General features: G+C 56.5%; 20 protein-coding genes. 6 read left to right on the top strand and 14 right to left on the bottom strand.

Translation table 11 applies throughout. From position 1 onward, the window contains the following. The first annotated feature begins 37 nt into the window (after positions 1-37). A complete protein-coding gene (locus BLU63_RS29235) occupies positions 38-631 on the top strand; it encodes a GGDEF domain-containing protein (protein WP_083376905.1) in 594 nt (197 codons plus the stop codon). Here BLU63_RS29235 and BLU63_RS29230 read toward each other — a convergent pair. Both BLU63_RS29230 and BLU63_RS29225 read right to left on the bottom strand, forming a co-directional pair. Further along, positions 622-1,899, bottom strand: coding sequence for an amidase (locus BLU63_RS29230; protein WP_083376904.1), 1,278 nt, complete (start codon positions 1,897-1,899; stop codon positions 622-624). The genes BLU63_RS29235 and BLU63_RS29230 overlap by 10 nt on opposite strands. Beyond that, positions 1,896-2,321, bottom strand: coding sequence for a VOC family protein (locus BLU63_RS29225; RefSeq protein WP_010459775.1), 426 nt, complete (start codon positions 2,319-2,321; stop codon positions 1,896-1,898). Before BLU63_RS29225 ends, BLU63_RS29230 begins: the two co-directional genes overlap by 4 nt. A 114-nt stretch (positions 2,322-2,435) precedes the next feature. On the opposite strand from BLU63_RS29225, the gene BLU63_RS29220 reads away from it, so the two are divergent. Beyond that, positions 2,436-3,302, top strand: coding sequence for a LysR family transcriptional regulator (locus BLU63_RS29220; protein WP_083376903.1), 867 nt, complete (start codon positions 2,436-2,438; stop codon positions 3,300-3,302). A 194-nt stretch (positions 3,303-3,496) separates the two neighbouring features. Next, positions 3,497-4,708, top strand: coding sequence for an NHL repeat-containing protein (locus tag BLU63_RS29215; RefSeq protein WP_083377315.1), 1,212 nt, complete (start codon positions 3,497-3,499; stop codon positions 4,706-4,708). Between the two features lie 200 nt (positions 4,709-4,908). On the opposite strand, the gene fabI is transcribed toward BLU63_RS29215, so the two are convergent. The 8 genes from fabI to gloB form a co-directional block, all read right to left on the bottom strand. Continuing rightward, positions 4,909-5,703 carry an enoyl-ACP reductase FabI gene (gene fabI, locus BLU63_RS29210; protein ID WP_010459780.1) on the bottom strand — a complete coding sequence of 265 codons (795 nt, stop codon included), beginning with the start codon at positions 5,701-5,703 and terminating at the stop codon, positions 4,909-4,911. 21 nt (positions 5,704-5,724) lie between these two features. Further along, on the bottom strand, positions 5,725-7,335 hold the full coding sequence (locus BLU63_RS29205; RefSeq protein ID WP_077749641.1) for an ABC transporter ATP-binding protein: 1,611 nt from the start codon (positions 7,333-7,335) through the stop codon (positions 5,725-5,727). 1 nt (position 7,336) lies between these two features. Further along, positions 7,337-8,356 carry an ABC transporter permease gene (locus BLU63_RS29200; RefSeq protein ID WP_010459784.1) on the bottom strand — a complete coding sequence of 340 codons (1,020 nt, stop codon included), beginning with the start codon at positions 8,354-8,356 and terminating at the stop codon, positions 7,337-7,339. A 1-nt stretch (position 8,357) separates the two neighbouring features. Next, positions 8,358-9,431, bottom strand: a complete 1,074-nt coding sequence (locus BLU63_RS29195) for a microcin C ABC transporter permease YejB (protein WP_010459785.1) — start codon at positions 9,429-9,431, stop codon at positions 8,358-8,360. Between the two features lie 4 nt (positions 9,432-9,435). Then, positions 9,436-11,277, bottom strand: coding sequence for an extracellular solute-binding protein (locus BLU63_RS29190; protein ID WP_010459787.1), 1,842 nt, complete (start codon positions 11,275-11,277; stop codon positions 9,436-9,438). Further along, positions 11,274-13,082, bottom strand: a complete 1,809-nt coding sequence (locus BLU63_RS29185) for an extracellular solute-binding protein (RefSeq protein WP_371859427.1) — start codon at positions 13,080-13,082, stop codon at positions 11,274-11,276. Before BLU63_RS29185 ends, BLU63_RS29190 begins: the two co-directional genes overlap by 4 nt. 362 nt (positions 13,083-13,444) lie before the next feature. After that, positions 13,445-14,899 carry a transglycosylase SLT domain-containing protein gene (locus tag BLU63_RS29180; RefSeq protein WP_010459791.1) on the bottom strand — a complete coding sequence of 485 codons (1,455 nt, stop codon included), beginning with the start codon at positions 14,897-14,899 and terminating at the stop codon, positions 13,445-13,447. Positions 14,900-14,998: 99 nt separating this feature from the next. Then, positions 14,999-15,766: a hydroxyacylglutathione hydrolase gene (gloB, locus tag BLU63_RS29175; RefSeq protein ID WP_010459793.1), complete on the bottom strand. Its 768-nt coding sequence runs from the start codon at positions 15,764-15,766 to the stop codon at positions 14,999-15,001. Between the two features lie 65 nt (positions 15,767-15,831). Here gloB and BLU63_RS29170 point away from each other — a divergent pair, with 65 nt between their 5' ends. Beyond that, the gene (locus tag BLU63_RS29170) at positions 15,832-16,590 is read left to right on the top strand and encodes a class I SAM-dependent methyltransferase (RefSeq protein ID WP_010459795.1); all 759 of its coding nucleotides are present in this window, start codon (positions 15,832-15,834) and stop codon (positions 16,588-16,590) included. 91 nt (positions 16,591-16,681) lie between these two features. Further along, on the top strand, positions 16,682-17,134 hold the full coding sequence (rnhA, locus tag BLU63_RS29165; RefSeq protein ID WP_008152099.1) for a ribonuclease HI: 453 nt from the start codon (positions 16,682-16,684) through the stop codon (positions 17,132-17,134). A 138-nt stretch (positions 17,135-17,272) separates the two neighbouring features. Here rnhA and BLU63_RS29160 read toward each other — a convergent pair whose 3' ends face one another. The 4 genes from BLU63_RS29160 to BLU63_RS29145 all read right to left on the bottom strand — a co-directional run bounded on the left by BLU63_RS29160 (position 17,273) and on the right by BLU63_RS29145 (position 21,302). Continuing rightward, positions 17,273-17,575, bottom strand: a complete 303-nt coding sequence (locus BLU63_RS29160) for a DUF2388 domain-containing protein (protein ID WP_083376901.1) — start codon at positions 17,573-17,575, stop codon at positions 17,273-17,275. Positions 17,576-18,083: 508 nt separating this feature from the next. Beyond that, on the bottom strand, positions 18,084-19,193 hold the full coding sequence (locus tag BLU63_RS29155) for a PIN domain-containing protein (RefSeq protein ID WP_083376900.1): 1,110 nt from the start codon (positions 19,191-19,193) through the stop codon (positions 18,084-18,086). 804 nt (positions 19,194-19,997) lie between these two features. After that, positions 19,998-20,792, bottom strand: coding sequence for a hypothetical protein (locus BLU63_RS29150; protein WP_084315818.1), 795 nt, complete (start codon positions 20,790-20,792; stop codon positions 19,998-20,000). A gap of 291 nt (positions 20,793-21,083) precedes the next feature. Further along, a complete protein-coding gene (locus tag BLU63_RS29145; RefSeq protein WP_083376898.1) occupies positions 21,084-21,302 on the bottom strand; it encodes a hypothetical protein in 219 nt (72 codons plus the stop codon). Between the two features lie 869 nt (positions 21,303-22,171). Here BLU63_RS29145 and BLU63_RS29140 point away from each other — a divergent pair. After that, entirely contained in the window at positions 22,172-23,425 is a 1,254-nt protein-coding gene (locus tag BLU63_RS29140; protein WP_083376897.1) for a reverse transcriptase domain-containing protein, read from the top strand. Positions 23,426-24,498 lie beyond the last annotated feature (1,073 nt).

Genomic DNA, 24,498 nt, shown 5'->3' with positions numbered 1-24,498 from the left:
ACGACTCTAAAGTACATACCCGCCAATGGAGTGAGTCATGCTGATCCCAGGCAAACCGGTCAAGCGCGGTGCTTGTACAGACCCGTTACGTTCGCCACTGCAGGAGCGTGAGCTGCTGTGTGACCTGGCCCGCAAGGCCGAGCAAGAACTGATGGGCGTGCAGATGGCGAGCATGGACGAGTTGACGCTGCTGCCCAACCGCCACGGTTTTACAGCGCTGGCCCAACAGGGGATGGACGCCTGCCAGCAACTGGGGCTGCCGGCGACGCTGCTGTTTTTCGACCTCGATAACTTCAAGCGAATCAACTATCTGTACGGGCGCGCCGAGGGTGATCACGCCCTGAAGACCTTCGCTGACGTGCTGCGTATCGCCTTTCGCGAAAGCGATGTGATTGGTCGACTGGGCAACGATGAGTTTATCGCCCTGTTGACGGGTGCAAGCGTTGTCGAGCTGTCCGCGATCAAGGCCCGGCTCGAAGAAATACTCGCCGAGCGCAATGCCACGGCGAATCGCAGTTTTGCCATTCACTTCAGCATTGGCCAGGTCGAGTTTGATGCTCGGCTAAACCCGACAGCGGAAGACGTGTTGACCCTGGCCGATAAGGCGATGCACGACACGGATCAGTGCTGAGCGGCGCCTTGCAACGCTGCGGCAACGTAGGCGGCCGTTCGCAACAGCCGGCCATCGTCCCTGAACTTCCCGATGATCTGTAGCCCGACCGGCAACATGGGGTGGGCGCGCACCAGCGGTACGTTCACCTGCGGCCAGCCAAACGCCCCCCAGAACTTGATGAAATCCGACGGTCCGGTGCTTTCCAGGCCCATCGGCGCGACCATCCCGCAGGAGGCGCCGAGCATGGCGTCGAACGGTTGGCAAAGCTCATTCAAACGGGGCGCAAGGGTGGCCAGGCGCGCCTTGGCAGCGGATTCCTGCTCCCAGGTTGTTGCCGCCGCTCGCTCGAACATGGCCAGTGTCGATGGGCTGAGTTGAGCACGATGGCGTTGGAATTCCTTGGCCAGCGAGCGGGCACCTTCGCAATCGTTGATCAGCTGATGGTCGTCGAACACTGCGGCAAACTCATCGGGCAGTTCCAGTTCGCTCACATAATGGCCGGCGCTGCGCAACTGATCCGTGGCCTGCTCCAGAGCGCAGGCCACATCGGCGTCCACCTGATCCCAGCGTGAGGTGCGGCAGAAACCCAGCCGCAATGGACGCCGCTCGACGTCAGGCACTACAAAACCGGGAATCAACACCCGCGCCACAAGGTGCAGATCGCGCACCGATCGTCCATACCAGCCCACGGTGTCGAAGCTCGGCGCCAGCGGCTTTACACCTTCCAGCGACACCAGTCCCAGGGACGGTTTGTAGGCGAAGAGGCCGCAATAGGACGCCGGCTTGAGCAGCGAGCCAGCCGTCTGGGTGCCCAGCGCCACCGCAAAGAAACCCGCTGCCATCCCCGCCGCCGAACCCGCGCTGGAGCTGCCCGGCGTGCGAGCGAGATCGTGAGGATTTCGGGTCGGGCCAGTGTGCATGTAGGCAAATTCGGTGGTGTGGGTCTTGCCCATGATCAGCGCCCCGGCCTGGCGCAGCAGTGTCACGACGTGGGCATCCCGGGACGGTTGATGGTCGGCGTAGATGGGCGAGAAGAATTGCGTGGGGTAGGCGGCCGTGTCGAAGATGTCCTTGATGCCGACGGGGACGCCGGCCAGCAGGCCGCGCCCGGTGATCTGCGCAGCATCGGCACGCACCTGCCGGTCGTCGAACGAGACGAACGCCTGAATCTCCGGCTCCCGCGCCTGAATGCACTCAAGAAAGGATTCGGCGATGGCGGCAGCGGTCGTATCGCCATTGACTACCGCTTCACTGAGGGTGGTCGCGTCAAGGGCTGGGCGGTTCATTTGGCGAACAACTGGCTGATGTTTTTAAATGCCTTGAACTCCAACGCGTTGCCGCAAGGGTCGAAGAGAAACATCGTGGACTGCTCGCCCACCAATCCCTGAAAGCGGATGCCTGGCTCGATCACGAAGCGTGTCCCAAGGCCTTTCAAACGCTCGGCCAGCGCCTCCCATTCCGCCATCCCCAGCACCACACCGAAATGCGGCACCGGTACGTCATGACCGTCCACGGCATTGGTGTGCGCCGCTTCCTGTGAAGCGTTTTTCGGTGCCAGGTGTATCACCAGTTGATGGCCGAAAAAGTTGAAGTCGACCCAATGCTCGCTGGAACGGCCTTCTTCAAGACCGAAGACTTCGCCATAGAAACGCCGGGCAGCGGCCAGATCGTAAACCGGTACAGCCAAGTGAAAAGGGGAGAGTTGCATCGGATTCGCCTCGGATTGTCAGGAGATGAGGCTGAGTTTAGCGCTATGATTTTTGATTGAAAGACGATAGTTTTTGCGTCGAGCTCAAATTATTTCGATCAATCGAGAAGTCCAATGCTGCGCGAATTGAAAACCTTCGTCGCCGTCACACGCTACGGCACATTCGCCGCCGCCGGCATGCACATCGGTCTGACGCAGTCGGCGGTCAGTGCGCAGATGCGCAACCTGGAAAAGGCGCTGGGCATCCGCCTGTTCGATCGCACCGGGCGACAGGCGATTCTGAATGCCGCAGGGCAACGGGCATTGCCGATGGCGCAGCAGATCCTCGACACGTTTAACCGGATGGCCGTCAGTGAGGACGTCAGCGAGTACCGTGGCGAGTTGAAAATCGGTGCGGTGGCCACGGTCCAGACCGGATTGTTGCCTCAGGCATTTTTGCGCTTGAGGGAGCAGGCACCGCTGCTGGAACCGAAACTGGTGCCGGGCGTGTCGTTGAGCCTGCTGAGTCAGGTCGATACGGGTGAGGTGGATCTGGCGATATTGATCAAGCCGCCCTTCGAACTGCCCAAGGAGCTGTCGGCGCAGGTGATTCGCCGGGAACCGTTTGTATTGATCGTGCCGATGGATCTTGAGGGCGATGACCCGCTGCAGATCCTCGCGAGCCAGCCGCACGTGCGGTACGACCGTAACTCATTCGGAGGGCGCCTGATTACGCGATTTTTGCGTGAGCAGCAGATTGATGTGCACGTGGCGATGGAGATGGATGAGCTGGAAGCCATCGTGAAAATGGTTGAATGCGGGTTTGGTGTTTCACTGCTGCCCGAGGCCGGGTTATGGCTTGAACATGGGGCGAAGGTCAGGATCATCGCGCTGGGCGAGCTGACGTTTTATCGGGAGATTGTCTTGTTGCAGCGCTACAGCCAACGCACGCAGCCGATCCAGCTGTTGTTTGCCAAGTGCCTGACGCAACCTCCTGGCTAACGCAGGCGTGCAGTGTATGTGCTGTAAAGAATGAATTTTGGCTCTTGAAGACAGTAAGACTGTTATTTATGACAGTGATATGCGTGTCGGCTTTCGCATTAGGGTGGCGCTGTCAAACGGATCTGGCTGTCGGGATGGATGTTTGTTGGCATTCCCCTGATTGCATGGAGCCCTTACTTCAGGAGGATAACGGCATGACAGCGCAAGCCAACACGCAGCAAGCACCAGGTGACCTGGATGTGGGATTTGCTGACAACGGTATGATCAATATTCCCCAAGGTTCGTCTCAGTGTGTCGTTGAAACATCTGCCGGCAAACTTCTTTACGTGGCTCAAACAGGCCGTGTCTCATGGGTTTATCGGGCCATGGCTGATGGCACTTCCGATCCGACCTTCCAACCGTTCGCGTGGGACTTCGCCAAAGGCCAATTCGAAAGTGTCACACGTTTACTTGCTCGAAGAGACGGCAAATTCCTCTTGATTGGTAACTCGGGTAATGAGCCCTTTATCCGGCAGGCTGCGATCACGCGATTCAACGAGGGAGGAAGTCCTGATTTAGTCTTTGGCACAAAAATGCTGCCTTTACCCGTAGACCCCGTCCCTCCGGAGCAGGGTTTGCAGACATTCGGACCTACGGGATGCCTCACTGCTGACAACCATGTGTTAGTGGCCGCAAGTTACCAATTGGCGGACAGCGAGGGCACAACTATCGATTCGGCAGGTAGGGTATACACCCTGGATGACCAAGGTCATCCCGACACTGGATTTGAAGTCAGATTCAAGGGGCCGATTACAACGATTCATAGTATCGGCGTCCTGTCAGACGGGCGCATCGTTGTGTTTGGGATTGTTGACCGCCCGGCATCAGGCACATCAGTGCCGAACGCGGTCTTGGCTTGCTACAACCGAGACGGCACGTTGAACAAAACCTTCGGCATTGACGGATTTTGGGAAGACAAAAGCTACGCTGGTTTTGGCTCGATGGTGGTGGATGATGACAAGATAATCATCGCCGCTGTCACGTCGATTAATAACGATGGCAACCGTTATGTTTCCGTGCAACGAGTATTGGGTGATGGCACCTCGGATAAGACCTTTAACAACGGAGCGCCGTTGGTGGTTGATCTGGGTTCCGGCTTTATAAACATCCCGACCATCACCGTACAGCCGGATAAAAAAATCGTGGTCGCAGGGAGTGAGAATTTTCCTGTGCAAAACCTGTACTGGCTGCGTACCACCGAGGGCGGTGAGCTAGACACTTCTTTCGGTGATTCTGGGGTGGTTCGACAGCAAGCTGGCCGGGTGAATGACATTATTGTCCAGCGCACCGGCAATCGACTCATCCTCGCGGTTAATCTGGACTCAAGTGAAGCTCAAGGTCCGAAAGTCTTGGGTATCCTGAGCTGATAGCGTCTTTACGACCACGCAAGCCACAAATCCTTGTGGGAGCGAGCCTGCTCGCGATTGCAGTGTGTCAGTCAACATCAATACTGAATGTCAGACCGCAATCGCGAGCAGGCTCCCACAGGGGATTTGCGTCGGGCATTGATAATGCAGGCATAAAAAACCCGCCAGACGAGGCGGGTTTTTTCATGGCTAACCGAAGATCACTCTTCGATGTTGCCCATGGCGGTGGTGTTGAAGCCGCCGTCTACGTACATGATTTCGCCGCTGATGCCGGACGCCAGGTCCGAGCACAGGAAGGCGCCGGCGTTGCCGACTTCGTCGATGGTGACGTTACGACGCAGCGGGGTTTGCGCTTCGTTGGCGGCCAGCATCTTGCGGAAGTTCTTGATGCCGGAAGCGGCGAGGGTGCGGATCGGACCAGCCGATACGCAGTTGACGCGGGTGCCGTCCGGGCCCAGGGAGCCGGCCAGGTAACGCACGCCGGCTTCCAGCGAAGCCTTGGCCATGCCCATTACGTTGTAGTTCGGCATGGTGCGCTCGGCACCCAGGTACGACAGGGTCAGCAGGCTGCCATTGCGGCCTTTCATCATTTCGCGGCCAGCTTTGGCCAGGGCCACGAAGCTATAGGCGCTGATGTCGTGAGCGATGCGGAAACCTTCACGGGTGGTGGCTTCGGTGAAGTCGCCGTCCAGTTGGTCGCCCGGGGCGAAGCCGACGGAGTGCACGATGCAATCCAGTCCGTCCCACTTCTTGCTCAGCTCAACGAAAACCTTGGCGATTTCTTCATCGCTGGCCACGTCGCACGGGAAGCACAGGTCAGGGTTGGAACCCCAGCTTTGTGCGAACTCTTCGACACGACCCTTGAGTTTGTCGTTCTGATAAGTGAAGGCAAGCTCAGCGCCCTCGCGATGCATGGCGGCAGCGATGCCGGATGCGATGGACAGCTTGCTGGCGACACCGACGATCAGTACGCGCTTACCGGCGAGAAAACCCATGTGTTGCTCCTCTCTTTCAGGTTATTGCGCAGTGGCCGGAGCCAGGAAAGCGGCTTCCAGCAACTGCTGTGTATACGGATGTTGGGGGGCGGCAAAGATACTTTGCGCGTCTCCCTGTTCGACCACTTGGCCCTGCTTGACCACCATCAGTTGGTGGCTCAGCGCCTTGACGACAGCCAGGTCATGGCTGATAAACAGATACGTCAGGTTGTACTTGGTTTGCAGTGAACGCAGCAGCTCCACCACTTGGCGTTGCACGGTGCGGTCGAGGGCCGATGTCGGCTCGTCCAGCAAAATCAACGCCGGTTTTAGCACTAATGCCCGGGCAATGGCGATTCTCTGCCGCTGCCCACCGGAAAATTCGTGGGGGTAGCGGTTCCGGGTTTCCGGGTCCAGGCCTACCTCCTTCAATGCCGCAATAATCGCTTGTTCCTGTTCCGCCTCGGTGCCCATCTTGTGGATCCGCAGGCCTTCGCCGACGATCTGGCTCACGCACATCCGTGGGCTCAGGCTGCCAAACGGGTCCTGAAACACCACCTGCATCTCCCGGCGCAACGGCCGAACCTCGGCCTGCGTCAGGCAGTCTAGCTGCTTGCCTTCAAACCGGATGGCGCCTTTGCTGCCGATCAGCCGCAAAATCGCCAAACCCAGTGTCGACTTGCCCGAACCGCTTTCTCCCACAATCCCCAGGGTCTGGCCCTGAGGCAGGCTGAAATTGATCCCGTCCACCGCTTTGATGTGGTCAACGGTCTTTTTCAGAAAGCCTTTCTTGATCGGGAACCAGACTTTCAGGTCCTCGACCTGCAGCAGCGGCGGGCCAATCACGTTGGTCGCAGGCGTCCCGCTGGGCTCCGCTGCCAGCAGTTCCCGAGTGTACGGATGCTGCGGCGCGCGGAACAACTCTTCGCACGATGCCTGTTCGACGATGCAACCGCGCTGCATGACACATACGCGATGCGCAATTCTTCGTACAAGGTTCAAATCGTGACTGATCAGTAGCAAGGCCATGCCCAGGCGGGCCTGCAATTCCTTGAGCAATTCGAGGATTTTCAGCTGAACGGTCACGTCCAGCGCGGTGGTTGGCTCGTCGGCAATCAGCAGTTCCGGCTCGTTGGCCAGGGCCATGGCAATCATCACCCGCTGGCGCTGGCCACCGGACAACTCGTGGGGTAAAGCCTTGAGGCGCTTGTGCGGTTCAGGAATGCCGACCATTTCCAACAATTCCAGGGTGCGCCTGGTCGCCACTTTGCCGACAAGGCCCTTGTGAATACCCAGCACCTCGTTGATCTGCTTCTCGATCGAGTGCAGCGGATTGAGCGAGGTCATCGGTTCCTGGAAGATCATCGCGATCCGGTTGCCGCGGATGTGGCGGATGGTTTTCTCTTTCAGACTCAGCAGGTCTTGCCCCGAATACTCGATGGTCCCGGACGGATGCCGGGCGAGCGGGTAGGGCAGCAGTCGCAGGATCGAATGCGCGGTCACCGATTTGCCTGAGCCGCTTTCGCCAACCAGAGCCAGGGTTTCGCCGCGCTTGATGTCGAAGCTGACGCCTTCCACCACCCGCTGGCAGTGATCGCCGACGACGAATTCGACGGCCAGGTCGCGCACTTCGATCAGATTGTCCTGATTCATTTCACTTCCTCGGGTCGAAGGCATCGCGAGCGGACTCGCCGATGAACACCAGCAAACTCAACATCAATGCCAACACGGCAAACGCGCTCATGCCCAGCCACGGTGCTTGCAGGTTGGATTTGCCCTGGGCCACCAGTTCACCCAGGGACGGCGCACCCGGCGGCAAACCGAAGCCCAGGAAGTCGAGGGCGGTCAGGGTGCCGATGGCGCCGGTCAAAATGAACGGCATGAAGGTCATGGTCGAAACCATGGCGTTGGGCAGGATGTGGCGGAACATGATCGCGCCATTCTGCATCCCCAGCGCACGGGCCGCGCGCACATATTCCAGGTTACGCCCGCGCAGGAACTCGGCGCGCACCACGTCCACCAGGCTCATCCACGAGAACAACAGCATGATGCCCAGCAGCCACCAGAAGTTCGGCTGCACGAAACTGGCGAGAATGATCAGCAAATACAACACTGGCAGCCCGGACCAGATTTCCAGGAAACGCTGCCCGGCCAGATCCACCCAGCCGCCATAGAACCCCTGCAAGGCCCCGGCGATCACACCGATGATCGAACTGAGAATGGTCAGCGTCAGGGCAAACAGTACCGAAATCCGGAAGCCGTAAATCACCCGCGCCAACACATCGCGGCCCTGATCGTCGGTGCCCAGCAGGTTGTCGGCCGAAGGTGGCGCCGGCGCCGGGACTTTCAGATCGTAATTGATGCTTTGGTAGCTGTAGGGGATCGGCGCCCACAGCACCCAGGCATCCTTGGCCTTGAGCAATTCACGGATGTACGGGCTCTTGTAGTTGGCCTCCAGCGGAAATTCGCCGCCGAACGCGGTTTCCGGGTAGCGCTTGAGCGCCGGGAAATACCAGCCGTTGTCGTAATGCACCACCAGCGGTTTGTCGTTGGCAATCAGTTCGGCGCCGAGGCTCAGGCCGAACAGCACCAGAAACAGCCACAGCGACCACCAGCCACGCTTGTTGGCCTTGAACAGTTCGAAACGCCGGCGATTGAGCGGGGACAGATTCATCTCAATGCTCCCGGCTTTCGAAGTCGATGCGCGGATCGACAAAGGTGTACGTCAAATCGCCAATCAGTTTCACCACCAGCCCCAGCAACGTGAAGATAAACAGCGTGCCGAACACCACCGGGTAATCGCGGTTGATCGCCGCCTCGAAACTCATCAAACCGAGACCGTCCAGGGAGAAGATCACTTCCACCAGCAGCGAGCCGGTGAAGAAGATCCCGATAAACGCCGACGGGAAGCCGGCGATCACCAGCAGCATCGCATTGCGGAACACATGACCGTAAAGCACACGGTGATTGGTCAGGCCCTTGGCCTTGGCAGTGACCACGTACTGCTTGTTGATTTCGTCGAGGAAACTGTTTTTGGTCAGCAGGGTCATGGTCGCGAAGTTGCCGATCACCAGCGCGGTCACCGGCAATGCCAGGTGCCAGAAGTAATCGAGAATCTTGCCGCCAGTGCTCAGCTCATCAAAGTTGTTCGACGTCAGTCCCCTGAGCGGGAACCAGTCCAGGTAGCTGCCGCCGGCAAACACCACGATCAGCAGGATCGCAAACAGGAACGCCGGGATCGCGTAACCGACGATGATCAGCGAACTGGTCCAGACGTCAAAGTGGCTGCCGTGTCGCGTTGCCTTGGCGATCCCCAGCGGGATCGACACCAGGTACATGATCAGCGTGCTCCACAGCCCGAGCGAGATCGACACCGGCATCTTTTCCTTGATCAGGTCGATGACCTTGGCGTCGCGGAAGAAACTGTCGCCGAAGTCCAGGGTGGCGTAGTTCTTGATCATGATCCACAAGCGTTCCGGCGCCGATTTGTCGAAGCCGTACATGTGCTCGATTTCCTTGACCAGCATCGGGTCCAGGCCCTGCGCGCCGCGATAGGCCGAGCCGGCCACCGAGACTTCGGCACCGCCGCCGGCAATGCGGCTGGTGGCGCCTTCGAAGCCTTCGAGCTTGGCGATCATCTGCTCCACCGGCCCACCGGGGGCGGCCTGGATGATCACGAAGTTGATCAGCAGAATGCCGAGCAAGGTCGGGATGATCAGCAGCAGTCGCCGAAAAATATACGCCAGCATCTGATTACTCCGTGCCCGCAGGGTCGGCTTGCAGTTTGGTTTCGACTTCTACCGCAGGTTTCGCATCAGGCTTGACCCACCAGGTAGTGGTGCCGATGTCGTACTTGGGAGAGACTTTCGGGCGACCGATGTGGTTCCAGTACGCCACGCGCCAGGTTTTGATGTGCCAGTTGGGGATCACGTAATAGCCCCATTGCAGCACGCGGTCCAGTGCCCGGGCATGAGCCACCAGGCTTTTGCGCGAATCGGCGTTGATCAGTTGTTCGACCAGTTGATCGACCACCGGGTCCTTGAGGCCCATGGAATTGCGGCTGCCGGGTTTGTCGGCCGCGGCGGACATCCAGAACTCGCGCTGCTCGTTGCCCGGCGAGTTGGATTGCGGGAAGCTGCCGACGATCATGTCGAAGTCCCGTGAACGCACGCGGTTGATGTACTGCGAGACATCGACCCGACGAATCACCAGGTCAATGCCCAGGTCGCTGAGGTTGCGCTTGAACGGCAGCAGCACGCGTTCGAATTCGGTCTGGGCCAACAGGAACTCGATGGTCACCGGTTTGCCGTTGGCGTCGACCATCTTGTCGTCGACGATCCGCCAGCCCGCCTCTTGCAGCAGTTGGTAGGCTTTGCGCTGCTGGGCGCGGATCATGCCGCTGGCGTCGGTCATCGGGTTCTGGAACGCTTCGCTGAATACCTGCTCGGGGATCTTGCCGCGGAACGGACTCAAAATTTCAAGCTGATCGGCGTCGGGCAGGCCGGTCGCGGCCATTTCCGAGTTTTCGAAGAAACTGCGGGTGCGCACGTAAGCGCCGTTGAACAGTTGCTTGTTGGTCCATTCAAAGTCCAGCAGCAACGTAAATGCCTGGCGCACGCGCACGTCCTGGAACACCGGACGGCGCAGGTTGAACACAAAGCCTTGCATGCCGGTCGGGTTGCCGTTCGGGATCTGTTCCTTGTTCAATCGGCCTTCGGTGACCGCCGGGATGTTGTAGGCGTTGGCCCAGTTCTTCGCGCTCATTTCCAGCCAGTAATCGAACTGCCCCGCCTTGAGGGCTTCCAGCGCCACCGTGTTGTCGCGGTAGTAATCGGTGGTCATCACGTCGAAATTGTAGAAACCACGGTTGGCCGGCAGGTCCTTGCCCCAGTAATCCTTGACCCGCTCGTAGCGGATCGAACGCCCGGCCTTCACGTCGGTCACCTTGTAGGGGCCGCTGCCCAACGGTATTTCGAGGTTACCTTTGTTGAAATCGCGATTGGCCCACCAGTGTTTGGGCAACACCGGCAACTGGCCGAGGATCAGCGGCAGTTCGCGGTTGTTGTTGTGCTTGAACTTGAACAGCACGGTGAGCGGGTCTTCGGCGACCGCTTCCTCGACATCGCTGTAGTAACCGCGATAGAGCGGGGCGCCTTCTTTGGTCAGCATCTGGAAACTGAACACCACGTCTTCGGCGCGCATCGGATGGCCGTCGTGGAAGCGCGCTTCAGGACGCAGGTAGAAGCGCACCCAGCTGTTGTCCGGGGCTTTCTCGATCTTGCCGGCGACCAGCCCGTATTCAGTGAACGGTTCGTCCAGTCCCTGTTTGGCCAAGGTGTCGTAGATCATGCCGATGTCGTCGGCCGGTACGCCTTTGCTGATGAACGGGTTGAGGCTGTCGAAGCCGCCGAACCCGGCCTGGCGAAAGATTCCGCCTTTGGGGGCGTCGGGGTTCACGTAGTCGAAATGCTTGAAGTCGGCCGGATATTTCGGCGGCTCGTTGTACAGGGTCACGGCGTGTTGCGGGGCGGCGCAGGCCAGCCCGGCGAACAGCAGACCGCTGGCCTGCATCAGCAGTGCGCATAGGGGCTTCATCGATCTTTCTCCGAAGATTTCAGCCACCACGCGGAGAGGCCCAGGGTATAGGGCGGCGTGGTGACGAAGGCGAACCGGTTGCGGTAGGCCAGGCGGTGATAATTGAGGTACCAGTTGGGAATCATGTAGTGCTGCCACAACAAGACCCGGTCCAGGGCTTTGCCGGCGGCCACTTGTTCGTCGCGGGTTTGCGCGGCGAGCAATTGTTCGAGCAGGTGATCGACCACCGGGTTGGCGATGCCGGCGTAGTTTTTACTGCCCTTGACCCCGACCTGGCCGGAATGGAAATACTGCCATTGCTCCAGGCCCGGGCTGAGGGTCTGGTTGAGCGTCATCAGGATCATGTCGAAATCGAACTGATCGAGGCGTTGTTTGTACTGCGCGCGATCCACTGTGCGCAGCCGCGCATCGATGCCAATGTTGGCGAGGTTCTCGACGTAAGGCTGAAGGATGCGCTCCAGGTTCGGGTTGACCAGCAGGATCTCGAGCTTGAGCGGTTGGCCTTTGGCGTTCTCGATCCGTTGTCCATTGAGCTTCCACCCGGCCTCGGCGAGCAGCGCCAGGGCCTTGCGCATGGTTTCCCGAGGGATGCCGCGTCCGTCGGTCTTTGGCAGGCTGAACGGCTCGGTGAGGAGCTTGGCGGGCAATTGCTCTCGATAGGGCTTGAGCAACAGCCATTCATGACCGACCGGCAGGCCCGTGGCGGAGAATTCGCTGTTGGGGTAGTAACTCATGGCGCGCTTGTAGGCGCCGCTGAACAGGGTGCGGTTGGTCCACTCGAAGTCGAACATCAGCCCCATGGCTTCACGGACTTTGGTCTCGGAGAAGACCGGGCGCCGGCTGTTCATGAACAGGCCCTGGGTCTGGGTCGGGATCTGGTGCGGGATCTGCGCCTTGATCACGTCTCCACGGCGGACGGCCGGGAAGTTGTAACCGTTTTCCCAGTTCTTCGCCTGGTGCTCGATGTAAATGTCGAATTCGCCGGCCTTGAAGGCTTCGAACGCCACATCGCTGTCGCGGTAGAACTCGACTTCCATGCGGTCGACGTTGTACTTGCCACGATTGACCGGAAGGTCCTTGCCCCAGTAATCCTTGACCCGCTCGAAAATGATCTGGCGTCCTGGCGTCACCGAGGTGATGCGATAAGGCCCGCTGCCCAGCGGCGGTTCGAAGGTTGTAGCCTTGAAGTCGCGATCTTTCCAGTAATGCTGCGGCAGCACCGGCAATTCGCCCAGGCGCAGGATCTGCAACGGATTGCCGGCACGCTTGAAGACGAATCGAATGCGCTGCGGGTTGAGGATGTCGACCCGCAACACTTCCTGAAGGCTGGTGCGGTACTGCGGGTGACCTTCCTTGAGCAGCAAGCGGTAGGAAAACGCCACGTCGTAGGCGGTAATCGGCGTGCCGTCGTGAAAGCGCGCTTCGGGGCGCAGGTTGAACACCACCCAACTGCGGTCCTCGCTGTACTCCACCGATTGCGCGATCAGGCCATAACTGGAGGTCGGCTCATCGCCGGACGGCGCGTATTGACCGGTGCCGACCATCAGCGGTTCGTTGAGCTCGTTGATGCCGTATTGCAGGAAATTGGCGGTGGAAACCGGGCTTGAGCCCTTGAATGTGTAGGGGTTGAGCGTATCGAAGGTGCCAAACGCCATCACCCGCAACGTACCGCCCTTGGGCGCTTGCGGGTTGACCCAGTCGAAGTGGGTAAATCTGGCCGGGTACTTGAGCGTGCCGAACTGCGCATAACCATGGCTTTCGCTGATCGTCGCGCTTGCGGTGGAGCTCAAGGCCAGGCTGATCAGGAAGAGGAGGAGGGGACGCTTCAAGTCAGAGATCCGATCCAGGCGGCTTGGGCTTTGTGGGCCGTACAGTAACAGCTTGTATCGACAGGAAAAAGACAGGGGGTTAATGCGCTGTTAATTGCCGAGGTGACGATGCGGCAGGTGCTGTGCCTGTGGCGAGGGAGCTTGCTCCCGCTGGGCTGCGAAGCGGCCCCAAAACCTGAAAATTTTTATAATTCCTGACACACCGCATGTTCAGGGTTTACGACTGCTTCGCAGCCGAGCGGGAGCAAGCTCCCTCGCCACAGTTCCCATGCATCCCCCGATTCCAGCAGAGCTCAAATTGCAGGCGAAAAAAAGCCCCTGGATTCAGGGGCTCGTTTTTAGCGCGGCGAAGACACCGTCAACATCTGCCCAGGCTTGAGCGCCTGGCCAACACGCGGATTCCAGCGCTTGAGGTGCTGCATTTCAACGTTGAAGCGTTTGGCGACCATGTATAGCGAATCGCCTTGCTTGACCTTGTATTGGGTCTGCGGCTTCTGTTTGTCGGCTTTGCTGTTGGTCTTGCTGTTCGCCGCCACAACGGTGTTGACGCGACCGCCGCTACGTTTGGCAGTGTCCTGCATCACCAGGGTCTGGCCGACCTTGAGGTTCTTGCCGGTCATCTTGTTCCAGCGCTGCAGGTCCTTGACGGCGACCTTGTTCGCCTTGGCGATGGCGGCCAGGTTGTCGCCGCGTTTGACGCGGTAGGCACGTTTCAGGCTGGCGACTTCGGATTCATCGGCGCCTTCGAAGACCGGCTTGAGCGACTTCTTGCTGATCAACTCTTCAGGACGCATGGTCGAGAGGCTGGCGGTCAGCAACTGCGCCTTGGACGTTGGCACGAGCAAATGCTGGGGGCCGTCGATGGTGGTGCGCTGTTTGAAGGCCGGGTTGAGCTGGAACAACTCGTCTTCGTCGATGTTGGCCACCGCGGCAACCTTGGACAGGTCCATGCGCTGGTTGATTTCGACGACCTGGAAATAAGGTTCGTTGGCGATCGGGTTGAGGTTCACGCCGTAGGCTTCGGGTGCCAGCACAACCTGGGACAAGGCCAGCAGCTTGGGCACGTAAGCCTGGGTTTCGGCTGGCAGCGGCAGGTTCCAGTAATCGGTCGGCAGGCCCAGCTTCTCGTTGCGCTCGATGGCACGGCTGACCGTACCTTCACCGGCGTTGTAGGCCGCCAGAGCCAGCAACCAGTCACCGTTGAACATGTCGTGCAGGCGGGTCAGGTAATCCATGGCCGCAGTGGTCGAGGCGGTGATGTCGCGACGACCATCATAGAAGCGGGTCTGACGCAGGTTGAAGTAACGGCCGGTGGAAGGAATGAATTGCCAAAGGCCCACCGCATTGGCCCGGGAGTAGGCCATCGGGTTGTAGGCGCTTTCAATCACTGGCAGCAGCGCCAGTTCCAGCGGCATGTTGCGTTCTTCAAGGCGTTCGACGATGTAGTGAATGTAGAGGCTGCCGCGTTCACCGGCGTTTTCAAGGAAGGACGGGTTGCTGGCGAACCACAGGCGCTGTTGCTCGATGCGCGGGTTGACGCCCAGGTTGTCCTGCAACTGGAAGCCCTGGCGCATGCGCTCCCAGACATCCTGTGGAATTTGCGGAGTCGGCTTTTCGCTGAGCCAGATAGGTTTCTGCTTGGCGCGAGCGGCGATGTTCGGAGTGTGTGTCGCTTCGGTCTGCGGCACATGGCTGGAACAGCCCGCCAGAGTGGCGGACACAGCCACCGCTATGGCTTGAGCCAAGCGGGTCAATGCGTCTGAATTGATGGCTTTACGAATAGATGACGACATTGGCTGGAAGTAAGTTCCGGGCAAAAATGTCGGGCGATTCTAGAAAGCGCACCCTCTGCGGTCAACCATTCAGAATTTTTGTACCAACGGGGCGGCGACTTAGAACTTATCTTTCCAAGCCCGAAGAGCAGCAAAGACCGCACTCGGAGACCGGTTTTGGGTTCCATTCCGTTCGTCCACTTTTTCTTTAACGGATGTTTCGTCGACACGCAAAAAGGGGTTGGTCAGTTTTTCAAGCGCCAGAGTAGAGGGCAGCGTCATGATTCCGGCAGCACGTTGCTCGGTAACTTTTTCCAGACGTGCGGCGGTGTCAGGATTGCCGGGTTCGACCGCTGCGGCAAATTTCAGATTGCTCAGGGTGTATTCGTGGGTGCAATAGACCAGCGTATCTTCCGGCAGCGCAGCGAGGCGGCTCAGCGAGGTGTGCATCTGCTCGGGCGTGCCTTCAAACAAGCGCCCGCAACCGGCGGCGAAAAGGGTGTCGCCGCAGAACAGCAGGCCGTGGTGATAATAGGCAATATGCCCCAGGGTGTGTCCGGGAACCGCATAGACGTCGAAGTCCCAGCCCAGCACGCTGACACGGTCGTTGTCCTTGAGCGCCACGTCTCGCGCCGGGATGGTTTCGCTGGCCGGGCCGTAGACTTTCGCGTCTGTCGCTTTTTTCAGCTGCTCGACACCGCCGACATGATCATGATGATGGTGAGTGATCAGGATGTCGCTCAATACCCAACCCTTATGCGCCGCCAGCCATGCTTGCACGGGCGCGGCATCACCCGGATCGACCACGGCGCAGCGCTGGGTGTTGTGGTCCTGTAACAACCAGATGTAGTTGTCGGTGAAGGCGGGCAGGGCACTGATCTGTATCATCGTCGGATTCGCCAAGCGGAAAACAATGGCGCATCTTAGAACTTCCTGGCGCGTTGGAGAATGCAATGACCGATAAAGCGTTCGCTCAGGCCGATCCTGAGTGGCTGAATTTGATCAGCGCGGCCCGTGAATGGCTGTCCGGGCCCATCGGGCAATTTCTGTTGGACGAAGAGCGGCGCATGCTTGAAGACGAGCTGGGCCGCTTCTTCGGTGGCTATCTGGTGCATTACGGCCCGTCGGCCCAGACACCGCCGTCGGCACCCCAGGTTCAGCGCAATGTGCGACTTGGCGCGCCGTTGCCGGGGGTCGAGATCGTCTGCGAAGAGCAGGCATGGCCGTTGAGCGAGCATGCCGCTGATGTGGTGGTGATGCAGCACGGCCTGGATTTCTGCCTGTCGCCCCACGGCTTGCTGCGTGAAGCCGCGAGCAGCGTGCGGCCCGGCGGGCATCTGCTGATCATCGGGATCAACCCCTGGAGCAGCTGGGGCTTGCGCCATGTGTTCGCTCACGACGGCTTGCGCAAGGCGCGCTGCATCTCACCGTCGCGGGTCGGCGACTGGCTGAACCTGCTGGGCTTCGCGCTGGAGAAACGCCGCTTCGGGTGCTATCGTCCGCCGCTTGCGTCACCCGCCTGGCAGGCTCGCCTGGCCGGTTGGGAGCGCAAGGCCGGTGACTGGCAACTGTCGGGCGGCGGCTTCTATTTATTGGTGGCGCGCAAGATCGTTGTTGGCCTGCGACCCGTCCGTCAGGAGCGGCGCGAACCGATGGGCAAGCTGATTCCATTGCCGATGGCCAAGGTCAACCGTCGTAACATCGAGCCGTAATACACTCTTTACTTTCCCGGCCGGGTTCGCCCCGGCCTCGGGCATCGTCGTCACTGATCGGCGAGCCACCGCATTTTCTGGATAGATTGGCATGAGCGATAGCGTAGAACTCTTCACCGACGGCGCCTGCAAAGGCAACCCTGGCCCTGGCGGCTGGGGCGCGTTGCTGGTGTGCAAAGGCATTGAAAAGGAGCTGTGGGGCGGCGAAGCCAACACCACCAACAACCGCATGGAGCTGATGGGCGCGATTCGTGGCCTGGAAGAACTCAAGCGCTCCTGCGACGTGCTGCTGGTGACCGACTCCCAGTACGTGATGAAAGGCATCAACGAGTGGATGGACAACTGGAAGAAGCGCGGTTGGAAAACGGCGGCGAAGGAACCGGTCAAAAACGCTGACCTATGGAAACTGCTGGATGAGCAAGTCAACCGCCACAACGTCACCTGGAAATGGGTACGCGGGCACATCGGCCACCATGGCAACGAACGGGCTGACCAACTGGCCAACCGTGGCGTGGATGAAGTGCGCGGGTACAAGCAGGCTTGATCGGTAGTGCCGCCCTTCGCGAGCACTGTCTGCCGGAGATCCATGCAGGAGCGAGGCTTGCCCGCGAAGAAAGCGCCGCGGTGTAACTGAGAGACCGCGTTATCGTTCTTCGCGAGCAAGCTTCGCTCCTTCGGGGCGTCACAGCATCAAGATCGCGGTGGCCAGTTGTTGGTCTGAATACGGTTCGTTGACCACCCCGCGAATCCGCAAAAACGCCGCCTGGATCCGCGCCCCGCGAATCACCCCCTCGCTCGCCACAAACGCTGCCGCATCATCCTTGGCCGCCAGTACGATCTTGTCGTCGCTGAATGAGCCACTGGTGCCTTTGGTGGAGTTCATCGTCAGACTGACGGTGACGTCTGTGCTGATGACAAAACTGGTGGCGTGGGCGCTGGAACCCAGCAAACAGGTACTCAATAAAACCAGCCGTGCAGTCTTCATGACGATTTCAAACCCTGGGTCAGCAAGGGGTGCACGCTAGCAATCCATCGGCTTCCAGACTTTATGAACATTGCTAATGATTGTTAAAAACTGCATGAGCGCCCGTCACCTGGCAGTGCGCGCGCCGGATCCCGCGAGCGTGTTAACATCGCCGCTTTTGCACGATTGACCCGTTGAGAGCTGAGCACTGATGGCCACCAGATCCGTTGCTATGTTCTGCCTACTTGTCAACTGTGTAATCGAGCCCATAGCACATCAGTGAACGATTCAAGATGCTGATTGTGTGGGGGTTATTGATCAAGCTCCCGTTTTTTTAGCTGAATTTAAAGATTTGATGGTTCTAAAGTGTAAACGATGGGCTGTTTTAGCCGCCCATCGTTTACATTCTAAAATAAGAGCCTGAAGCAATCTGATACTCTCTTTGTCGAATGCGACGTTTCCCATCTCGGGGATAGCAATGCAGTCGATGCCGACTCGGAATGCAGATGCCTTGGATGTCTAGAGTATTTTAATGAACCTGCGTTCGCCTTAATTTATTATAGATGAAATCTATTGAAAGATTGCTGGCAACTTCGTTTCTGGTGTCATATTCAAAACTCCCGCCAATGTAAGCTCTCAGAATGAATGATAGGTTTACGTGACTATCTTCGTGCTCAATGTTGTATAAAGAATGAATGGCTTCGATTTCGTCGGCGTATTGTTTGAATTCCGTAGTGTCAATCGAGATGATCAAATCAATTCTTCGCATTTCAAATTCTGACTCAATATAGACACTGTCTTCGGGCAGTCCCTTGATAGATTTTATCTCGGTGTGCTCTAATCCTTCAAATATATCTGCGTTGATATCGAGAACAGGTGTTAGCTTTTCGGAAAATAATTTGGTTTCTAGGAGCTCGCTAAGCTCGTTGTTATTCATTGCGTTTATAAGGGTTTCTGTTTCGGAAATCAGGAAGCTTTCAAGGTCATCTAATAGTTTGTGTTGGTCGAAGGAGTGATTTATCTTGTCGACGTTTTCTTTCACGAAGTCATATATGTTTAGATATGGCTTAACCTCTGCTTTTATGTTGCGCTCGCTTATGTCTTTCAAAAGTTCATCATTGAACGATATGGTTTTATCTTTTATTTGGTAGAAGTCGTTTTTGTTGTTTGTGATGAAAGCCACTTCTCCTTCGATGCTATTTGAAGATAGGTGATCAAGAAAGGACAGCCAAATCAGTGTGTCTCTGTAGCCTTTCTCTTCATTGGTAAATGGCTTAATCGATTCGATTGCTCTTTGAACTACCACGCTATGGGGGATTGTGTCGTATTCAATTCTCGTAATCCATTCCACTCGGTCTTTCAGCACGTCGACAAGATCATAGGATTGAAATCCAAGGTTGTCCATGTCGAGATTCAAGTTATTCCGATTTAACTGATTACCTTTTTTTAGAATCCTGGTCAATTCAGAATGAACCTCGCGAACTTCACGTTGCCTGATGTTGTTTGCTTCTTGGATGACTAGGTTTGACAGCAATAGCTCATGATCTAAGTTGTTTAGAAAGTAAAACAAAAGCTTGAAATTTGCGTTGCTTGCAAACCAGTGTTTATAAAATACATTTGTATCTAGAAAAACTTTCATTAAATTAACCCTAAAAATTCTCGTTATGCGCTGCTCAAGATGGCTAGTGCGTAAGCTGCCAGTTTCTGTTTTGATCCATTGTGGCGAATGATGCCAGATTATTATTAAGTTTTTCTATGCCCATTTGGTGGGGGTTTCGAATGCCTGCTTAGCTTGATTTTAGCCTTTCGGCTCCGGCTGCTTTGGGTCCAGAGTGTGTAAAAGCGCTTCGCAAAAATTGAAGTGTGCGCGTCTACTTTAAATCTGAAATTTATCGGCACGTCAGCAGATGTGGATTTCGCGTAGAAGCGCGATTTTCAGTCCGGTTTTGAGTACCTCTCTCGCTCAAAAACGTTTTTACACAGCCTCGGTCCAGAGTGTGTAAAAACGCTTTGACCTCATCGTTTTGGATCATCGACCTTCGTTGGTTGAGCGATCGCACGGGCAATGCTGCGGGTCTCGGGAAGTAAGGTGCCTTGGCCTCGATGTTCACCTTGGATAAAGCGCTTCATGGGCGATCCCTGCGATGAAATCCTCAGAAATCATAGCAAGGGTTCGCGAAGGCGTTTTTACACACTCTGGGCCGATTGCTGCCAGTTGCCGCAAGTTGCAAACAGTAGCTTCTGGCCGGTAACTCCCTCTTCCAGACGGCAGGTATCGGTTCATTGCAGCGATTCAATCGTACTGGATAGGGATTCGAACCCCTTCAGTAGTCGTCACAGGCCGATTAAGGCCAACATTAATAGGCTTTTCCGCTCGATCTTGGCGTCCTGCGGCCTGTTGCTGCCTTAGATTTGCCCTAAAAAGCCGGTCTAAAACGTAGTTTTAACTAGGAACTTGCACAGGCTTGCCTTCGATTATCCTGTAGCTCCTTTGTATGAGTGTCATCGGGTTCGACGTGAAATTCTCTGCTGTTATGATCTGAGTGATGTCCGATGGGGCTCCGATATTTAGCTCTAACGCCCCTCGATCGTTTAGTGCCTCAGGTTCCGTGCCAAAGCATAGTCTGTACTCTCGTTGCCAAGCATACTCAATCGGTTTGCGAAACAATCCTATCGGTCCGCTGTAGTCGCTGAAGTCAACGTATTCGACCTGGCCGTAACCACCTTCAAAGAAGGGAGAATTATAAAGGTGAGGGTGGGTCGCAACAGCTAGTGAAAGCCTTCTAAAGAACTCTGCGTGGTTCGTAATACGAAGGACATGGGTACCAAACTCTCGGAAACGCTCACTGAATTGCAGCATTCCGTTGTCGAGCCCCCAAATCTGACCGTCATGTCCGGCTGACACAGAACCCAGGCAGTACACCATGACGGTTGCAGGACGAGGCAGATGAAGGGTCAGGATTGTCTCTGGGTTCAATACGATTTCGTCGTGACCTTCAACCCGAAGTGCGAGTTCGCTGACAACCCCATCCCTTATGCCAGAGCTGAGCTTAAGGTACACATTCTCAAGATCGTCCCTTCGAAGCGCAGTGCCCGCTTCACTTTCAAGCTTCGCGAAATAGTCGACGCTATTCATGTAAAGCAGACCACGCTGCAGCGCCTGTAGTCGGTCTAGATTAGCCACCTTGAACAGCATCCAACAATGCTTGTTCGGTGTGCGACCAGGTACCGCTTGCATCTGCACTTCACCTGATATCATCTTGCCCCCCCTAACCTCTACAAATCATTGTTCAACCATCGGGATGGGACTGACTACGGCTTGAAGCTGGCGGCAGCAAGCTCTGCAACCTCTGATCGTCCGGCACCGATATTGTCGTCAGGGGCCGCCAGGGCGCCATTCACTTTAAATCTATTCACGTTTTTTTACTTATACAGAACCGCTCTAGCGAACGGGAGTGTTACTGAGCTGGGCAGTCTCAGGTCACCGACTGAGTGTTTTCGGTACATTGCCGCCTCACAAGTCGAGTCCCTAAAACTGCCGAAGTCGCGTAATCCCATCTGTAATCGCTTTTGCATTTGTGTCCAGGATTTGCATGGCCGCGAGTGCGTTCTCTGAAACACTCTGTACGCCATTCTCTGAAAGCCACTTCGTGACCTCCTCCATCGCCGCTCCTAGCGCGTGCTGGTTGTGTAAAAGCAACGTCAGTATATCTGCTGTGGCGATGTTGAATTCTGAGTCATTTGGCATGGAAGTCATCCTTGGAGTTCGGTTCGCGAGAGCCTAGTACATCCGATCGCCAGCGGAGGTCTGCCGTCCATCCAGTGCGCTTTATTTACGCACCCAAATAGAGTCCCAATCCTCATCCTACCGCTTTCCAATAAACGAACGTTCAAATAGATGGCTTTTGGCCGGATGGCTGACTAACATCGGGATGCCTCGCCTGCTTGCTGGTGCAGCCGCCTCACAGCACTGAACCAAGTTTGACAGACGCCAGCCATCTCTCTTCGGAGGTTGCTGTCCGGGTCGCGACCAAGATCGCCGTTAAGGCTTCGCGGTCTCCCGAAGGTAAAGGGCACCGCTCGACTGCTGCGTCAATAACCGTAACTCTGTCTGTACGTTGGGGTCACCGGACGGTTAGCAGCTTTATTTTCAGCGCGGTGTTCGATGTTCAGCCGCACGGCGTGCGCTTGACCGCGAAACCCAAAAAGGTACGATTTGCACCTTGGCGGGACCTTCGGAGGACAATGTGCGATCGTGCAAAAACGTGCCAACCTGGCGCATGGCGCGAGCTTAGCCGCAAGACCCAAAAAGCTGCGATTTATCGTGTTTTGACGGAATCTTTGGGGGTAATCATGCGTTTATGCAAAAACGTGCCAGCTTGGCGCTCGCCGCATCACGGAGGTTCGTGACTGCGATCAACCTCGCCTGCTTGCTGGTGCAGCCGCCTCACAGCACTGAACCAAGTTTGACAGACGCCAGCCATCTCTCTTCGGAGGTTGCTGTCCGGGTCGCGACCAAGATCGCCGTTAAGGCTTCGCGGTCTCCCGAAGGTTGAAGATCCCCTGTAGCAGTTGGGTGAGAGTTCACTGGTGTCTCCCAACAAACAAGGAGTTTTTGTGGCTTCGTCGCTTTACCGTAGAATCTATAGCGGGGATTCGTTGTATTCGGCCTGGAGGAAGGTCAAAGAAAGCGCCTTTTCTTCATCATCCGAAACTATCCGAAACGAAGCCAAGGATTTCGAGAGCCAACTCCCCCGGTCGCTTTCCGACATCCAGCGCGCGCTGTCTAAGAAGACCTTTACTTTCCAAAAGCAGATCGGCGTGGCGAAAACCAAGGCCAACGGAAATTCTCGCCCGATTGTGCTTTCACCTATACCCAACCGGATCGTCCAGCGGGCTCTACTCGACGCCTTATCACGTATTAAGTTTGTGAAAGAAGCGTTGTCTATCCCCACGAGCTACGGAGGCATAAAAAATAAAAGGGTCTCGATGGCGATAGCCGACACCAAAGCAGCCATTGCCGAGGGAGCAACCTTCCATATCAGGTCAGATATCGCCGAGTTCTTCACAAGAATTGACAAGGCTCGTGTGATGAGACTAGTAGCCCCTCACATCGTATGCCCTGACACGATTGCATTGTTCCGAGCAGCGATCACCACAGACCTTGCGAACATTGACGTGCTTCGACGACAGGGTCTGGATGAGATTTTCCCCATCGGCGTGGAGGGTGTAGCTCAAGGATCGCCCCTATCTCCACTCATAGCCAATTTGTACCTGCATGACTTTGACAGGGTCATGAACGATGGTGAGGTCACTTGTCTTAGGTATATTGATGACTTCCTGATCCTCGGGAAGGACATGGGCAGCGTGGATCGTGCGTTTAGCAAAGCGCAGAATGAGCTCAAAAAGCTCTCTCTTGAAGCATACCTGCCCTCAGCAACAAGCGACAAAGACTCGAGGGGCCTTACAGCTAAAGGATTCGATTTCTTGGGTTGCTTCGTTTCCGCAGGATTGATCCAGCCATCTACAGCTACAAGGGAGCGATTCAAGAAACGGATCACATCCGATTTAGACGCATCGATACGAATCATGAAATTCAGTGTTGAAGCTGGAGATATATCCCCAAAGGGGTCCTACTCCGGCGCGCTACAAAATATCGACCGAGTAATCTTGGGGTGGGGAAAAGCCTTTTCCTTTTGCAGCAATGGCCAATGGATAAAGAGCTTGGATGACTACATCACGAGTGCATTGGCGCAGTATGAAATAGAGAAAGCGAATCTCTTTCAAAAAACAAATGGCACGGCCCAGCGTACGATGTTGGGGGTAAGGCTGCTTGCAGCGGTCCACTCGGAGCGCAGAGAAACGGAGTGACCGCTAATGGCCGATTCTGTTGAAAAAGTCGGCCATGGTTTCCACGGCAGAAAAGTATGCGCTTGAGATTGAAATCTTTACTTTGAGCAGAGGATTCCGGGCTCAGATTTCGCATAGCTGCGTGCAAAAAAGGCGTTTTCAGCAGTCAGTATGTGTGCAGTCTGGAAGGACCGACTTTTTCAACACAATCGGCCGTTTTCTACCTGTCACGAAGGGCAGAAATCGGCCGAGACTGTGTAAAAACGTTTTTGAGCGCGAGAGGTACTCAAAACCGGACTGGAAATCGCGCTTCTACGCGAAATCCACATCTGCTGACGTGCCGATAAATTTCAGATTTAACGTAGACGCGCACACTTCAATTTTTGCGAAGCGTTTTTACACACTCTGGACCCGAAGCGGACGGTCGCCCTAAGCCGTTTTTGCGACAAACCAGCGGCTTACTCAGGTATCTGGTCCAAGACCGTCAATGCCTGAATATCGCTCTGGATTCCACTGTATGTTTTGCAAAAATAATACTCGAGCATCCGGTTCTTTAAGCTCGCAACGCACTTCGGCGAGGCTTATCCAAGCGCTGGCCCCCTCCGATATCCCGCCATAAAAACTACAATGCTCGTCCATATATTTGCTCCACGCCGCATGTTCTTGCTGGAACTGTAGTCTGGTGGAACGTACGTCATTCGCACTTTCAGGAATTTTTTCGAGCGTAGCCGCGTATAGATGCTCAACGGTAGCTCGCATTTCAACCGCGAGGTTAGCAGTGAGCCATGGAGCGAGTATTTCAGCACAGGAGGTGGGTCGCGCAGCGGTTGGTGTTTGACGATTTGGAATCCACGTAAACGCTTGCTCAGTGCGATTGCTGCTAGTGGCGCAAGTCGAGAGCACTGCATACGTGCTGGTGAAGCGCGTGAAGCATAATCGCGATGTTAGGAGGAGGGGGCAAAGTAGCTAAATGCTCGGGTCTGTTGCCATTGGGCCGCTTGCCGCCCTTAGTGAAAGTCAGCAATCGGCCATAAGCCCCTTTCCATCTTGGCGCATTGAGCTATCGTCACATCCAGCCCAACGACAAGCTGAGC

Origin of the sequence: Pseudomonas mandelii, assembly GCF_900106065.1 — a bacterium.
Taxonomy (GTDB): domain Bacteria; phylum Pseudomonadota; class Gammaproteobacteria; order Pseudomonadales; family Pseudomonadaceae; genus Aquipseudomonas; species Aquipseudomonas mandelii.
Note: the sequence above shows the minus strand (reverse complement) of the source record. Positions and strands in the feature narration are given on the sequence as shown.